The organism is Mycobacteroides salmoniphilum (assembly GCF_004924335.1).
Classification (GTDB): Bacteria; Actinomycetota; Actinomycetes; order Mycobacteriales; family Mycobacteriaceae; genus Mycobacterium; species Mycobacterium salmoniphilum.
Genome location: NZ_CP024633.1, coordinates 1,224,552 through 1,238,528 on the forward strand (window position 1 = coordinate 1,224,552; position 13,977 = coordinate 1,238,528).

Below are 13,977 nucleotides of genomic sequence, written 5' to 3' on the forward strand. Positions count from 1 at the left end.
GATGGCTGAGATTGTGCTCGACCAGGTGTCCAAGACGTATGCGGATGGTTCCGCGGCGGTACAGGACGTCAGCCTGAACATCGCGGATGGCGAGTTCATCATCCTGGTCGGGCCGTCGGGGTGCGGTAAGTCGACGACGTTGAACATGATTGCCGGACTTGAGGACATCTCCTCGGGTGAGCTGACGATCGCCGGTGAGCGGGTCAACGAGAAGGCGCCCAAGGACCGCGATATCGCGATGGTCTTCCAGTCGTATGCGTTATATCCGCACATGACGGTGCGGCAGAACATCGCCTTTCCGTTGACCCTGACCAAGATGAGCAAGGCCGATGTCAGCGCCAAGGTCGAAGAGGCCGCGAAGATCCTGGATCTGACCGACTATCTGGATCGCAAGCCCGCGAACCTCTCTGGCGGTCAGCGGCAGCGAGTGGCGATGGGCCGTGCGATCGTTCGCAGCCCGAAGGCGTTCCTCATGGACGAGCCGCTGTCCAATCTCGATGCCAAATTGCGGGTGCAGATGCGCACGGAGATCGCGCGGCTGCAAAAGCGACTGGGCACCACCACCGTGTACGTCACACACGATCAGACCGAGGCGATGACGCTCGGGGATCGCGTGGTGGTGCTGCGTGCGGGAAAGGTGCAACAGATCGGCGCGCCCCAGGAGCTCTACGACACGCCGGCCAACCTCTTTGTGGCCGGCTTCATCGGTTCCCCGGCCATGAACTTCTTTCCGGCGGCACTCACCGATATCGGTGTGCAGCTGCCCTTCGGCGAGGTGACGCTCGAGGCGGGCGTGTACGCGAATGTCTCTGCCAAGAAGGCCGGCGTCCTGGGCAGCGATGTGATCGTGGGCATTAGGCCCGAGCAGTTCGAGGACGCCGCCTTGGTAGATACCTATAAGCGGATCACCGGCTTGACGCTCACCGTCAAGGCCGACGTGGTGGAGTCGCTGGGTTCGGACAAGTACGTGCACTTCACCACCGAGGGCGGTGCGGCGCATTCGGAAGAGCTGACCGAACTCGCCCAGGAATCCGAGGTTGGCGAGAACGAATTCGTGGCAAGGCTTTCGGCGGCCTCGAAGGTCGTGGAGGGGCAGCCCATCGAGCTGATCATCGACACCGGCAAGCTGGTGATCTTTGATGCCGTGTCGGGGGAGAACCTTTCCCTGCCCGCCATCGGCGAGTGAATAGCGCTGGAATGACTTCGGACGACATTGTCCGTCGGGTGCTCGCGCATCTGTCCAGTCATTTCGGCACTCTCGGTGTGGGGGAGCCGGATTCGGCCTCGGTGACCTTTCTTGGGTCCGAACCCTACGAGCTGTTGCGCTATGGTCCCGATGATTCCGGGGTGTCGCATTTCGTGTCCGTGGGGGCATCGCGGTACCCGATGAGCGACCCGGGGGAGATGCTGACCTCCGAGGAACTGGGACCGCGCGCCGAAGTGTCGATCAGCCTGCACGGCAGTGTATTTCCCGGCCTGGCCCGATCTCTTGCAGTGCTGGCCGCCTCGCCCGCGGTGGAAGGGTTGGTGCTCACCGAGGACGCGCTGGTCGACCTCGGTCAGCCACTCTGGGATGATCCGGCACGGCAGGCGTACACCGCGGCGCTGCTACAGGCCGGCGATATCCCGGATCTTCCGTTGCCCGAACCACTATCACCGGTGCGTTTCCTGGCGGCGGTGCCCATCACCGCCAACGAAGCGGCCTGGGTGCGGCTCAAGGGCGCCGAGGCGTTGAGGGACGCCTGGCAGCAGGCCGATATCGATGTGAAGGATCCGTCGCGCGCGCACGCGCAGCCGTCGTAGCCGGGGTTACAACCAGCGGTTGCGCCGCAAGGTGCGGTACACGAACGTGCAGGCGCTGACCATGACCAATAACACCACCGGGTAGCCCCACGGTTGATGCAGCTCGGGCATGAAATCGAAGTTCATGCCGTAGATCCCGGCGATCATGGTGGGTACGGAGACGATGGCGACCCAGGCACTGATCTTGCGCATATCGGTGTTCTGCTGCATCGCCACCTTGCCGACCGCGGCGTTCACCAGGGAGGTGAGCATCTCGTCGTAGCTGGATATCTGGTCGGCGGCATGGGTCTGGTGATCCAGCACGTCGCGCAGATAACGGCGGACTTCCTTGGCGATGAGGTCGTTGTGGTCCTGGGTCAGCTTGCTCAGCGCTACCGACAGCGGGCTGATCGCCCGGCGCAGCTCCACCACTTCACGTTTGAGCATGTAGATATGTTCGATGTCGGTGGCCGACCGTGGCGAAAAGACGTTCTCCTCCATGGAGTCGATATCGTCCTCCACCAGATCGGAGACCTCGAGGTAGGAATCGACGACGCGATCGGCGATCGCGTGCATGACGGCATACGGGCCCAGCCGCATGTGGTCGGGGTCGGCGTCCATATGTGCGCGCACCTTCGCCAGGCCGCTGTGGTCGCCGTGGCGCACCGTCACGACGAAGTCGCCGCCCACGAAGATCATGATCTCGCCGGTCTCAACGATCTCGCGTGCTGTCGAAATTGAATCGTGCTCAACGTAATTGACGGTCTTCAGGACCAGGAAAAGGGTGTCGTCGTATCGCTCCAGCTTGGGGCGGTTGTGTGCGTGCACCGCGTCTTCGACGGCCAGCCGGTGCAACCCGAAGGGCCCTGCGACGGCCTCCATCTGATGTTCGTCGGGTTCATGCAGGCCCACCCAGACAAATCCACGATCCAGTGAGCGCACCTTCTCCAGTGCGGCGGTCGGGGTGTACTTCCCCGGCAGGCGCACCCCGTCGACGTAGACGCCGCAGTCGACGATGGCACGGGCGAGAGGGACGGGGATGCGTTTGGCGTCGGGGAGGGGCGGGCGCGCACGCACGGGTGAACGTAACGATGACGGATTGACCGACGGAAATCGCGCCATGATGTGGGCTCCCTGCTCGCAACCAATCGTTCTGCGTAACCGTTCCGCGCGATGGTAACCCGCGAAGCTGTGGGACGGCCTGGGACACTGAAGTCGTGACCTTCGATATCGCGGTGTTCACCTCAGTGTTCATCACCCTGGTGGTGATCATGGACCCCCCGGGTGTGGTACCGGTGTTCCTGTCGCTGACGGGCCGCCAGCCGGCCGCCGAACGACATCGCGCTGCCTGGCAGGCACCGGCGGTCTCGTTGACGGTCATCTCGATGTTCGCGATAGGCGGCCAGGCGATCCTGGCCTACCTCCATATCGGGGTGCCCGCGCTGCAGGGCGCCGGCGGGCTGCTGTTGCTCATCACCGGTCTGTCGTTGTTGATGGGCGGGGCCACCAGCCATGACGCGGACAGTGGCGTCAATGTGGCCCTGGTGCCGCTCGGTACTCCGCTGATGGCAGGCCCGGGTGCGATTGCGGCGACCATCATCGCGGTCCGTCAGGCGCAGGGGCAGGTGGGTACATATCTGGCCATCGCTGCCGCGATCCTGTGTGTGCACCTGGTGCTGTACTTGACACTGCGATTCTCAACGGTGCTGATCAGGGTGCTGCGGGAGGGCGGAATCATGCTGTTGGCCCGGGTGGCCGGTCTGTTACTGGCCGCCATCGCGGTGCAGATGATCGCCGAGTCGGTACGTGGATTCGTGGCGGGTGCGTAACGGGCCGCTCACAGTTCCAGAGTCGCGAGAAGTGACCTCCACGGCGGCCAGTAGTCTCACGCTGTGACCGCATCCGACGTTGTCGTGACAGATGAAGAGATTTTCGAAGCGCATATCGATGGAAAGCTGTCGGTAGAGCTCAAGTCGCCGCTGGATACCCAGCGTGCACTGTCGATCGCCTACACCCCGGGTGTCGCACAGGTGTCGCGGGCCATCGCCGCCGACCCCAGCCTGGCCAAGAAGTACACGTGGGCGCATCGCCTGGTCGCGGTCGTGAGTGACGGCAGCGCGGTGCTCGGTCTCGGCGATATCGGTCCGTCGGCATCGCTGCCCGTCATGGAGGGCAAGAGCGCGCTGTTCAAGACCTTCGCCGGGCTCAATTCCATCCCGATCGTGCTCGACACCAAGGATCCCGACGAGATCGTCGAGACGCTGATCCGGCTGCGCCCCACCTTCGGTGCGGTCAACCTGGAAGACATCTCGGCGCCACGCTGTTTCGAAATCGAGCGGCGTGTGATCGAGGCGCTGGACTGTCCGGTGATGCACGACGACCAGCACGGCACCGCCATCGTGGTGTTGGCCGCGCTCATGGGTGCATCCCGGGTGTTGGGCCGCGACCAGCAGTCGCTCAAGGTAGTGATCTCCGGTGCGGGTGCGGCAGGCGTCGCGTGCGCGAACATCCTGCTGGCCGACGGGATCACCGATGTCACGGTGCTGGATTCGAAGGGCATCGTGCACTCGGGCCGCGATGACCTCAACGAGTTCAAGGTGGATCTTGCCGCGCGCACCAACCCGCGTGGTCTCACCGGCGGACAGGCGGAGGCGCTCGCCGGTGCCGATGTGTTCCTGGGTGTTTCGGCCGGAAAGGTCGACGAGTCGCTCATCGCGACCATGGCCGACGAAAGCATCGTCTTCGCATGCTCCAACCCCGACCCCGAGATTCACCCGCACGTGGCGGCCAAATACGCGGCGATCGTCGCGACCGGACGCAGCGATTTCCCGAACCAGATCAACAATGTGCTGGCGTTCCCCGGCGTATTCCGCGGGGCATTGGACGCCGAGGCCACCAAGATCACCGAGCGGATGAAAGTGGCTGCGGCCGAGGCAATCTTCTCGGTAGTGGAACCCGATCTGGCGCCCAACAAGATCGTGCCCAGCCCGCTGGATCCGCGTGTCGGACCCGCCGTGGCCGCGGCGGTCCAGGCTGTTGCACATGAGGTCGATTAGCCGTTTGACTTTCCGCGCATGGACGGCGGTGCTGCTGGTTGCGGTGTCCGTTCTCGCCGGTTGCTCGGAAAACCATGGCCCGGCACCGTATTTGACGGTGGTCACACCGAATGACCCGCAGTATCGGGTGCTCGCGCATATCTATGCGGCGGTGGTGAAGGCGACCGGTATAGACACCAAGGTGCGTGAGAGTGCTGATCCGGTGGCGGAATTGGACACGGGCATCGCGAGCGTCGCACCCGGATTCACCGGCAGGCTGCTGCGCCAATTCGCGCCGCAGCAACGGCCCAGTGGGGACGAAGAGATCACCTACCAGGCCATGATCGCCTCGCTGCCCGCCGGTGTGGCGGCGGCCGATTACGGGACGGCTGAAGATCGCCCAGCAGTGGCGGTTCCATCCGTTGCGACAAGTGTTTCGTCCAAGCCCACATTGGCCGGGCTCGCGCGGCATTGCGATGCACTGGCGCGCGCCGGCCAGGCGGGTTCGGAGCCTGTTCCCGTGGTGCGCATCGGCTCCTGTCCAACGGGTAATCCGCGTCAATTCCCCGACACTGGTGAACTTTTCGCTGCTCTCAAGCGTGGGGAAGTAGCGGTCGCCTGGACGTCAACCGGCAATCCTGCTCTTCCCGCGGCGGGGGTTACCGTGGTCGACGACGAGAAGAGCTGGCTTCCGGCCAACAACGTCGTGCCGTTGTACCGGCGCAATGAGCTGTCCGAGCCTCAGGTGTTGTCGCTCAACAAGGTTGCCGGCGAGCTGACCACCGGTGATCTGGCTGCGATGACTCGAGAGGTATCGAGCGGCGCAGATACCCAGGGTGTGGTGGATACCTGGCTCAACGACCATCAGATACTGGTGCGCTAGCCGGCGGTGTTGATGTGCTGGTTCGCGATGGTAGCGGCGAGCCGGGTTACGTGATCGACGACCTGTGCCTCGGTGAGGACGAGTGCGCCGGAGTGCCATTCGCTCAGCATGCCGCTGAATCCGTGGAGGCCGATGGTGACGTCGACTCGGAATGCGTCGGGGTCCGCATCTGGTCGCAGATGAGGGTTACCGGTGTCGATCATGAGTTCAATCAGTTCCCGCTGCGAGGCCTGCCTCTTTTTCTCGAGTGCGGGACAACCTGTGTGGGCGCCCAGGAGCACCTGCGCGCGGGGAAAATCGTCCGCGACCCACGTGACGAGCGTGCGGAGTGCCTGGCTGAGTGTCTCCAGTGGAGGCCGTGCCGGATCGAGGGCGACTACTTCCAACAGCGCGGCGAGTAGTTCGGCTCGGATGCCTTCCCATACCGCGACCAGCAGGTCGTCTCTATCTGAGAAGTCCTCGTAGAAATATCGGGTGTTCAGGGTCGTCTGCGCACATACTTTGCGCATCGTCACCGCTGCCCAGCCAGACTCGCGCCAGATGTCGAAGGCTGCGCGGACAAACCGTGAACGACGCTCCTGCCGTCGTTGCGCGTGCGTTTGGCCGCCGTAGAGGTCAGACGTGCGGCGCATCTGTCGATGATCGCAAATCTTGCTGACTCCTTGAAAACTTTGACGGTTAGCGCTCTAATGTAAATGGTCTCATATGAGACCAGATGATGATTCGGAGATCTCGGATCTCGCCTACCGGAGAGGTGAAGACAATGGCGTCTGCAGCGGTCCAGGGTGTCGAAGCGTGCCCGGCCAGCCCAGCCGGTAAGTCGGTGGTCGTTTCCGGAGCGCCGGCCACATATCTCAACGGTGTGTCGATGAGCGTTCAGATGGCGCGGTACGGCCTGGATATCAACAAGGGCTGGGTCAGGCGGGTGGCTGGACACGATATCTCCCGCTTCCGATGTGGCACTAGACGATTCGTGTGCCTCACCCATCCGGAGTACATCGATCACGTCCTGCATGCCGGCAGGCTGAACTATTACAAGTCGTTTGAGTACGAGCTGTTGAGGGCACTGCTGGGCGTCAGCTTGTTCACCGACGAGGAGGAGTCCTGGCAGTGGCATCGCGCATTGCTCAATCCCATGTTCGCGAAGCGCAGACTCAACGGGCTTGTGGATTTGATGGTGGCCCCAATCGACGATCTGGTGGAAGAACTGCAGTCCCGGCCGGATTCGACGGAAATGAGCCTATCGGACGCTATGGTCAAGCTGACCCTTAACGTGGTTGGAAACGCCTTGTTCGGCAAGCAATTTGGTGCGATCTCCGATGAGATGTCCGACAAGGTCACCGCCGGACTCAGATTCGGTGAGCTGTTGTTGCGGCTGTTTCTCGTAGTGGAACCTCCCCGGTGGATGTTCCGGGCGGTCATGCGTGGCGCGTTCTTGCCCATCCCGCTTCCGTGGCCTTTTCGGACCATGCAGGTCGTCGCGAAGTCGCTCGACAAGTCGGTATGGGATTTGGTGCACGAACGCAAGAAGAACCCGACGAATGGGCTCGATCTGTTGAACTACATGTTGACCACCGAGGCTGAAGGCGGTAAGCCATTGCCGGACAAGCGTGTCCGGGATGAGTCGATAACCTTCATGCTTGCCGGCCATGAGACGACCGCCAATGCGCTGTCGTGGATGTGGTACTTGTTGGCTCTGAACCCTGCGGTCCGTGATCGGATGATCGACGAGATCGACTCGGCACTGCAGGGGCGTACGCCGGGTGCGGACGATCTGGCGCAGTTGCCATGGACGACTGCGTGCTTCATGGAAGCAATGCGTTTCTACAGTCCCGCGTGGGTCATTCCGAGAGTCGCCGTGAAGGACGACGTCATTGACGGCCACCGTATCCGAAAGGGAACGACCGTCATGCTGCCTGGACATCTGGTCCACCACGATGCGCGGTGGTGGACGAACCCGGAGGAGTTCGATCCCTCGCGATTCTTGCCCGGAATGGGCAAGGGGCGCCCCCGCAGTGCGTATGTGCCCTTCGGTGGCGGAAAACGTATCTGCATCGGCCAGAGTTTCGCCGTGATGGAGGGTGTGTTGGTGACGGCTATCTTGAGTCAGCACTTCATTTTTGACCTCAAGCCGGGGCACCCGGTTGACCCTGAGGCGACCCTGACGCTGCGTCCTCGCCATGGACTCCAGGTCATTGCCCGGAGGCGGCGGTCGGCATGAAGGTGCCACAACGCGTCGTGGTTACGGGTGCGGCCAGTGGGATCGGCGCTGCCACCGTGGAACGCTATGCAGGCCAGGGTGTCGAGGTGATCGGCCTGGATATCAACGAGGACGCACTGCAGGCGTTGGTGGGCGTCGCCCGGCACGGCGGCAGGCGGGTTTTCGGATACCAGTGCGACGTAGCCCATGTCGAATCGGTGGATGAGGCGGCGGCGCGTATCAGAGCCGGGCACGGGCCTGTGGACATCCTGGTCAACAATGCGGGTGTCGGTGTCGGCGGTGATTTTCTGGAGACCACGGTCGAGGACTGGGTGTGGTTGAGGTCCATCAATTTCGACGGTGTCGCCCACGGGTGCCGGGCATTCGGGGCCGATATGGTGGCGCGTGGATCAGGGCACGTGGTCAATGTGGCCTCGGGAGCCGGGTACATCCCCAACCGCCGAATGGCTTCCTACTGCGCATCCAAGGCGGCGGTCATCATGTTTTCTCGCTGTCTGCGGGCGGATTGGGCGAGCCGCGGTGTTGGAGTCAGTGTCATCTGCCCCGGGGTGATCAAGACGCCGATTCTGGAGCACACTCGCTTGCGCGGCGCTGTCAACGAGGAAAAGGAAATGATGGCGAGGGGTTTCAAGCTGGGACATCCACCAGATGCTGTGGCCAGAGCCATCGTTCGCGCTGCCCAACACAATCTCTCGATCGTGCCTGTCGGTATCGAGTCTCGACTGGCCTACCACGCGCTTCGTGCACTGCCGGCTTCGTTCGGCAACGTGCTTGCTCGCATTTGACCTACTCGAGAACTGGATCATCTATGACAACCTCCGTCAACGACGACGTGGCGACCACCGCACCCCGGTCATCCGCTCAGTCTGCCGACAAGCGGCCGACGCCCGATCACCCCGTCATCATCATCGGTGCCGGGTTCTCGGGCATAGGTACCGCAATCACTCTGCAAAAGAATGGATTTCATGACCTGCTGCTGATTGATGAGGCCGACGGCGTTGGGGGAACCTGGCATTGGAATACCTACCCGGGCATTGCGGTCGATATCCCGTCGTTTAGTTACCAGTTTTCGTTCGAGAAGCAACGCAATTGGTCGCGTAGCTACGCACCCGGCCGAGAGCTGAAGGCGTATGCGGAGCATTGCGTTGAGAAATACGGTCTCGCAGACAAAATTCGGTTCAACACCACCGTGACCGGCGCGGTGTTCGATAAGCAGGCATGTCTGTGGAAAATCAGCACCGCCGCAGGAGAACAGCTGACGGCGCGCTTTGTCATCAACGCGTGCGGTATCTTGACCCGGCCGGTCTATCCGGAGATTCAAGGCATCGAGGATTTCGCAGGGCAGACGATGCACACCGCCCGATGGGACCACGGCCAGAGCGTCGCGGGAAAGCGAGTCGGAATCATCGGAACTGGGGCATCAGCTGTCCAGATTGTCGCCGCTATCGCTCCAGAAGTAGAGCATCTCACCGTGTTTCAGAGAACACCCATCTGGTGCCTGCCCAAACCGGACTTCTCGTTGCGCGGTACCGTATCGCGATTCTTGACGCGGCTACCCGGTGGGCTGCAGGCCACGCGGCTGGCCAGCCAAGCGTTTGTGGAAGCAACTTTTCCGATCCCGGCGCACTATCACGGGGTAATACCCGGGATGTCACCCGTGGTGGAGTCACTCGCGCGCAGGTACTTACACAGCCAGGTTCGAGATCCCGAGACCCGTGAGAAGTTGACACCCCGGTACGGACTGGGCTGCAAGCGCCCAAGTTTTCACAACGAATACCTTGCGACTTTCAACCGAGACAACGTCACGCTCGAAACGGACCCGATCACCGGTGTCGGCCCGCATTCCGTCCACGTGTCCAGCGGTGTCGAACACCAACTGGAGATGCTCATCCTCGCGACCGGTTTCAAGGTGATGGACCCGGACAACATGCCGACGTATGACCTGATGGGGCGTGATGGCGTGACGCAACAGGCCTACTGGGATACGCACCGTCTGCAGGCCTACGAAGGTGTGAGTGTCCCGGGATTTCCCAATCACTTCTCGATCATGGGACCGTACGGATACAACGGGTCATCGTATTTCGCGCTGATCGAAGCACAGTCCACCCATATCGCTCGGTGCCTCATGCGCGCACGCAAGCTCGATGCCAACTACGTCGAAGTCACTCAACAGGCCAACGACCGCTTCTTCGCGGAGATGCTCAGGCGCAGGCGCCGCCAGATCTTTTGGCAAGACAGCTGCGCACACGCGAACAGCTACTACTTCGACAAGAATGGTGATGCCCCTCTTCGGCCGACGACTACGTGGGAATCCGCCTGGCGCAGTCGCACATTCAACCTCGCGAACTATCGCTTCGAGCCCTGGGCACCGCAGGCCCAGCAGGCCCGGTAGTGGAGGAGGGCGGGCAGGGCTGCGGGTCTCTGACCTGCAACAACACCTCCATACATCAGATCGTGACTTGACCTGGTCGTTTAAGCCGTGCTACTCACGTCTGACTATGGCGATCCCTCTGGGCCCCAATGTTGCGGCCACAGCACCTGTACGTGTCGATGAGCTGTACCCGGGTGACCTGCCCGGATTGCGGCTACCGGGTGGAGTGGAGGGCTGGGCGCGGCCCGAGCTGTCCTCCGTCGTTCGGACCTTCGACTGGATGTTCACCAAGTACCGGCTGGGTGGCGGTGCTCTGAGCGTCTATGTCGACGGTGAACCCGCGTTGGATATCTGGGCGGGCGCGGCGGCGGCCGGGCAGGGTTGGACGCGAGACACCGGCGCCCTCGTCTTCTCGGCGTCGAAGGGTATCGCCGCCACCGTCATTCACCGTCTGGTTGATCGCGGACTGCTTTCCTATGACGCCCCGGTGGCGCGCTACTGGCCGGAATTCGGGGCCAACGGCAAGGCGTCCATCACCGTGCGCCAGGTGCTCGATCACCGTGCCGGCCTCTCTCGTCTTGATGGAATCGCCTACCACGCAGAGGAAATCGTCGATCACGAGTTGATGGAGCAACGCCTCGCCGCGGCTCCCGTCGACAAGTTCTACGGTAAGCGTGCCTATCACGCACTTACCTTCGGATGGCTACTCGCGGGGCTGGCTCGATCGGTCACCGGCAAGGACATGCGCGAGCTATTCCGTACCGAGGTAGCCGAACCGCTCGGGGTCGACGGAATTCACCTCGGTCGGCCTCCGCGCAGCTCGCCGACCAAGGCCGCCTCGATGTACCCCTTTCTGGATCCGGTGGCGAACAAGCCCGTGGTGGGCCGGGTGCTGCCGACGGTCATACGCACCATCGACCGCCTGCCCGGTTTCGAAGGTGCCATCGGCACGATGTACGAGCCGGGAATGGAGCGAATCCTTGCCGACGATGGCACGTTGAATTCGGCTCTGTACGACATGCAGGCGCCCGCGGCCAACGCGGTGGCCACGGCGCCCGCGCTCGCCAAGATGTACGCCGCCTTGGCGGGCGGTGGCAGCGTCGACGGTCGCGAATTCCTTTCGCCGGACGCTGTTGCCGGACTTGCTCGTAAGACCAATCTGACCATCGACCGCACCGTCGTGTTCCCGATGGGGATGCACCTGGGGTACATGTCGCTGCCCATGAACGGATTCCGCGGTGGTTTCGGCCACATCGGACTCGGTGGTTCGATGGGATGGGCCGACCCGAAGCGCAGGATCGCCGTCGGCTTCGCGCATAACCGGCTGCCGCTGACCATGGCGCTCGACCAGATCTCGTTTGCATTCTTGTGGCCCCAGATCGTCAAGGCCGTCGGCTGAGGATGAGCTTGCGCGAAGACCAGTAGCTGATGTCGTGAAGGGCCCCCAATCGATGACCGTTGATTGGGTACCTGTCTGATATCTGCTCAGCCAGTCTTGTCTCGACGCCAAGTACCTGGTACTCAGTGTTACTTATGGCACAACCTCATGGCTTCGACGACGCGGCCACGGAATCGTCGCGACCCGCACCCCTTCCCTTCGCCTACCCGCCGCTGGAACGCGGCGTAGAGCTACCGCAGGGGGTGAATGGCTGGGCCCGCCCCGAGTTCCGGGGGGTGGTGCGGGTCTTCTCGCTAGCCTTCACCAGGTACCACGTCGGCGGCGGCGCCATCTGCGTATACGTGGATGGCGAGCCCGTTCTCGACCTGTGGGCAGGGCTCGCGCAGAGGGGGCAGCAGTGGACGCGGGACACCGCGCCGGTCATATTCTCGGCGTCCAAGGGTGTCACCGCCACGATCATCCACAGACTGGTGGATCGCGGCCTGTTGGACTATTCGGCACCGGTCTCGCAGTACTGGCCCGAGTTCGCTGCTAATGGCAAGGGCGCGATCACGGTCGACGAGATCCTGTCGCACACGGCGGGTTTATCGCGGCTGACGGGTATCGCGCATAGCTACGAGGAGATGTTCGATCCGGACTTGATGGCAGACCGGCTCGCCGCGGCACCCGTTGACAGGTATTTCGGCAAGCCCGCGTACCACGCGTTGTCCATCGGATGGCTCATGGGGCGGCTCGCCAAGGCCGTTACCGGTAAGGACCTTGAAGAGCTGTATCGCACCGAACTCGCCGAGCCGCTCGGAGTCGACGGTATCCACATGGGGCGGCCTCCCGAAGGTGCGCCCTCCGAATCAGCTGCCCTCACACCGTATTTGGACCGGGTCGCGAGGTCCGGCTTTATTCGCCGGACCGCCCCACCGGTGATGGGGGTGCTCGACAAGATGCCTGGGGCCAAGGGTGCGGCCTCCACGCTGTACCAGCCGGGCGCCGAGATGCTGCTGGCTGACGACGGGCATGCGAGTGCCCCGGTGATGGATCTGCGGTGCGGGGCGGGCAGCGCCTGCTGTACCGCTCCCGCGCTGGCCAAGCTCTACGCCGCCCTGGCGGGGGACGGCAGTGTCGACGGGATACGGCTGCTTTCGCCGGAAATCACCAAGGGACTGGCGCGCAAGAACAGCTACCGGATCGACCACACGCTGGGACTGCCCATGGGCTGGCACCGCGGGTACCACTCCTTGACGGTGCCGATGATCGGTGGCGGTTTCGGGCACATCGGGGCCGGAGGTTCGTTCGGATGGGCCGATCAGAAACGCAACATCTCGGTGGCGATTGTGCATAACCGGCTTCCCAGCACGATGGTCTTCGACCAGACCATCATCGGAACCTTCCTGCCGTCGATCATTCGCGCAGCGCGGTAGCGCAAAGCGCGAATGATCAACCCCGGGAAGTTACTTCGTGGGCTTGGGTAGCAGGTAGCGTGTGAACAGGGAGAAGATGTCCTGGTAGCGCGCTCCGGTGACCCGAACGATCACATCGAGGATCTTGGCGTCGGGGCCGACCAGCACGCGGGGCTTCTTCTTGCGGACGGCGGTGAGGATGATGCGTGCGGCCGCTTCGGGGCTGGTGTTCGCCAGGTATTTGTCGAACAACGCGGCCCCGGCCTTGACGTCGTAGCCTTCCGCAGCAGTGGAGTTGCGTGCGATGGCGGTCTTGATGCCGCCCGGGTGCACGCAGGTGACCGCTACCGGCTTCTTGCCGATGATCATCTCCTGCCGCAGGGACTCGGTGAACCCGCGTACCGCGAATTTGGCTGAGTTGTAGGCACTTTGGCCTGGCATGGACAGCACGCCGAACAGGCTGGAGACGTTGATGACATGGCCGTCGCCGGAGGCGATCAGGTGCGGCAGGAAGGCCTTGGTGCCATTGACCACGCCCCAGAAGTCCACGTCGATGATTCGCTCGATGTCCTTGAAGTGGCTTTCCTCTACCTCGCCCTGATAGGCGATACCGGCGTTGTTGTAGATCTGGTTGACCTTGCCGAAGTGCTCCTTGATGGCGTCGGCATACAGCAGGAAGGCTTCGCGCTCAACAACATTGAGGCGGTCGGAGCGCACCTCCGCGCCCAGGGCCTTGACCTGGCGTTCGGTTTCGGCCAGACCTTCGGCGTCGACATCGCTGATGGCCACCTTGGCGCCCGAGCGTGCGAGTTCCACCGCCAGTGCGCGTCCGATTCCCGAACCCGCGCCGGTCACCACGGCGACCTTGCCGTTGAAGCCTTCCATAGATGTC

General features: G+C 62.8%; 13 protein-coding genes. 10 read left to right on the plus strand and 3 right to left on the minus strand.

The features are described 5' to 3' along the window. Position 1: 1 nt before the first annotated feature. Both DSM43276_RS06175 and DSM43276_RS06180 read left to right on the plus strand, forming a co-directional pair. Positions 2-1,186: an ABC transporter ATP-binding protein gene (locus DSM43276_RS06175; protein WP_078329570.1), complete on the plus strand. Its 1,185-nt coding sequence runs from the start codon at positions 2-4 to the stop codon at positions 1,184-1,186. Positions 1,187-1,197: 11 nt separating this feature from the next. Continuing rightward, positions 1,198-1,803: a suppressor of fused domain protein gene (locus tag DSM43276_RS06180; protein WP_078329571.1), complete on the plus strand. Its 606-nt coding sequence runs from the start codon at positions 1,198-1,200 to the stop codon at positions 1,801-1,803. 6 nt (positions 1,804-1,809) lie between these two features. Here DSM43276_RS06180 and corA read toward each other — a convergent pair whose 3' ends face one another. Beyond that, positions 1,810-2,904: a magnesium/cobalt transporter CorA gene (gene corA, locus DSM43276_RS06185; RefSeq protein ID WP_078329572.1), complete on the minus strand. Its 1,095-nt coding sequence runs from the start codon at positions 2,902-2,904 to the stop codon at positions 1,810-1,812. A 95-nt stretch (positions 2,905-2,999) separates the two neighbouring features. Here corA and DSM43276_RS06190 point away from each other — a divergent pair, with 95 nt between their 5' ends. The 3 genes from DSM43276_RS06190 to DSM43276_RS06200 all read left to right on the plus strand — a co-directional run bounded on the left by DSM43276_RS06190 (position 3,000) and on the right by DSM43276_RS06200 (position 5,700). Beyond that, entirely contained in the window at positions 3,000-3,611 is a 612-nt protein-coding gene (locus DSM43276_RS06190; protein WP_078325258.1) for a MarC family protein, read from the plus strand. Positions 3,612-3,695: 84 nt separating this feature from the next. Further along, positions 3,696-4,838: an NAD(P)-dependent malic enzyme gene (locus DSM43276_RS06195; RefSeq protein ID WP_191986638.1), complete on the plus strand. Its 1,143-nt coding sequence runs from the start codon at positions 3,696-3,698 to the stop codon at positions 4,836-4,838. Next, positions 4,825-5,700 (plus strand): glycine betaine ABC transporter substrate-binding protein, encoded by an 876-nt coding sequence (locus DSM43276_RS06200; protein WP_211196713.1) that lies wholly within the window; start codon positions 4,825-4,827, stop codon positions 5,698-5,700. Before DSM43276_RS06195 ends, DSM43276_RS06200 begins: the two co-directional genes overlap by 14 nt. On the opposite strand, the gene DSM43276_RS06205 is transcribed toward DSM43276_RS06200, so the two are convergent. Then, positions 5,697-6,332: a TetR/AcrR family transcriptional regulator gene (locus DSM43276_RS06205; RefSeq protein ID WP_078329575.1), complete on the minus strand. Its 636-nt coding sequence runs from the start codon at positions 6,330-6,332 to the stop codon at positions 5,697-5,699. The two genes, DSM43276_RS06200 and DSM43276_RS06205, sit on opposite strands and share 4 nt — an antisense overlap. A 131-nt stretch (positions 6,333-6,463) precedes the next feature. Between DSM43276_RS06205 and DSM43276_RS06210 the strand changes: the two genes are divergently transcribed. From DSM43276_RS06210 to DSM43276_RS06230, 5 genes are all read left to right on the plus strand, one after another. After that, a complete protein-coding gene (locus tag DSM43276_RS06210) occupies positions 6,464-7,921 on the plus strand; it encodes a cytochrome P450 (protein WP_078329602.1) in 1,458 nt (485 codons plus the stop codon). Continuing rightward, positions 7,918-8,706, plus strand: a complete 789-nt coding sequence (locus DSM43276_RS06215; RefSeq protein ID WP_078329576.1) for an SDR family NAD(P)-dependent oxidoreductase — start codon at positions 7,918-7,920, stop codon at positions 8,704-8,706. The genes DSM43276_RS06210 and DSM43276_RS06215 overlap by 4 nt, the downstream gene beginning before the upstream one ends. Positions 8,707-8,729: 23 nt before the next feature. Continuing rightward, on the plus strand, positions 8,730-10,313 hold the full coding sequence (locus tag DSM43276_RS06220) for a flavin-containing monooxygenase (protein ID WP_078329577.1): 1,584 nt from the start codon (positions 8,730-8,732) through the stop codon (positions 10,311-10,313). Positions 10,314-10,419: 106 nt separating this feature from the next. Next, positions 10,420-11,691, plus strand: coding sequence for a serine hydrolase domain-containing protein (locus tag DSM43276_RS06225; RefSeq protein ID WP_078329578.1), 1,272 nt, complete (start codon positions 10,420-10,422; stop codon positions 11,689-11,691). A gap of 134 nt (positions 11,692-11,825) precedes the next feature. Next, positions 11,826-13,106 (plus strand): serine hydrolase domain-containing protein, encoded by a 1,281-nt coding sequence (locus DSM43276_RS06230; protein WP_078329579.1) that lies wholly within the window; start codon positions 11,826-11,828, stop codon positions 13,104-13,106. A 30-nt stretch (positions 13,107-13,136) separates the two neighbouring features. Here DSM43276_RS06230 and DSM43276_RS06235 read toward each other — a convergent pair whose 3' ends face one another. Beyond that, entirely contained in the window at positions 13,137-13,970 is an 834-nt protein-coding gene (locus tag DSM43276_RS06235; RefSeq protein WP_078329580.1) for an SDR family NAD(P)-dependent oxidoreductase, read from the minus strand. Positions 13,971-13,977 lie beyond the last annotated feature (7 nt).

What these genes read in the sequence shown, in the direction of transcription:
- DSM43276_RS06175 (WP_078329570.1), top strand. Translation starts at nt 2, where the DNA reads ATGGCTGAGATTGTGCTCGACCAGGTGTCCAAGACGTATGCGGATGGT.
- DSM43276_RS06180 (WP_078329571.1), top strand. Translation starts at nt 1,198, where the DNA reads ATGACTTCGGACGACATTGTCCGTCGGGTGCTCGCGCATCTGTCCAGT.
- corA (WP_078329572.1), bottom strand. Translation starts at nt 2,904, where the DNA reads ATGGCGCGATTTCCGTCGGTCAATCCGTCATCGTTACGTTCACCCGTG.
- DSM43276_RS06200 (WP_211196713.1), top strand. Translation starts at nt 4,825, where the DNA reads ATGAGGTCGATTAGCCGTTTGACTTTCCGCGCATGGACGGCGGTGCTG.
- DSM43276_RS06205 (WP_078329575.1), bottom strand. Translation starts at nt 6,332, where the DNA reads ATGCGCCGCACGTCTGACCTCTACGGCGGCCAAACGCACGCGCAACGA.
- DSM43276_RS06210 (WP_078329602.1), top strand. Translation starts at nt 6,464, where the DNA reads ATGGCGTCTGCAGCGGTCCAGGGTGTCGAAGCGTGCCCGGCCAGCCCA.
- DSM43276_RS06215 (WP_078329576.1), top strand. Translation starts at nt 7,918, where the DNA reads ATGAAGGTGCCACAACGCGTCGTGGTTACGGGTGCGGCCAGTGGGATC.
- DSM43276_RS06220 (WP_078329577.1), top strand. Translation starts at nt 8,730, where the DNA reads ATGACAACCTCCGTCAACGACGACGTGGCGACCACCGCACCCCGGTCA.
- DSM43276_RS06225 (WP_078329578.1), top strand. Translation starts at nt 10,420, where the DNA reads ATGGCGATCCCTCTGGGCCCCAATGTTGCGGCCACAGCACCTGTACGT.
- DSM43276_RS06230 (WP_078329579.1), top strand. Translation starts at nt 11,826, where the DNA reads ATGGCACAACCTCATGGCTTCGACGACGCGGCCACGGAATCGTCGCGA.
- DSM43276_RS06235 (WP_078329580.1), bottom strand. Translation starts at nt 13,970, where the DNA reads ATGGAAGGCTTCAACGGCAAGGTCGCCGTGGTGACCGGCGCGGGTTCG.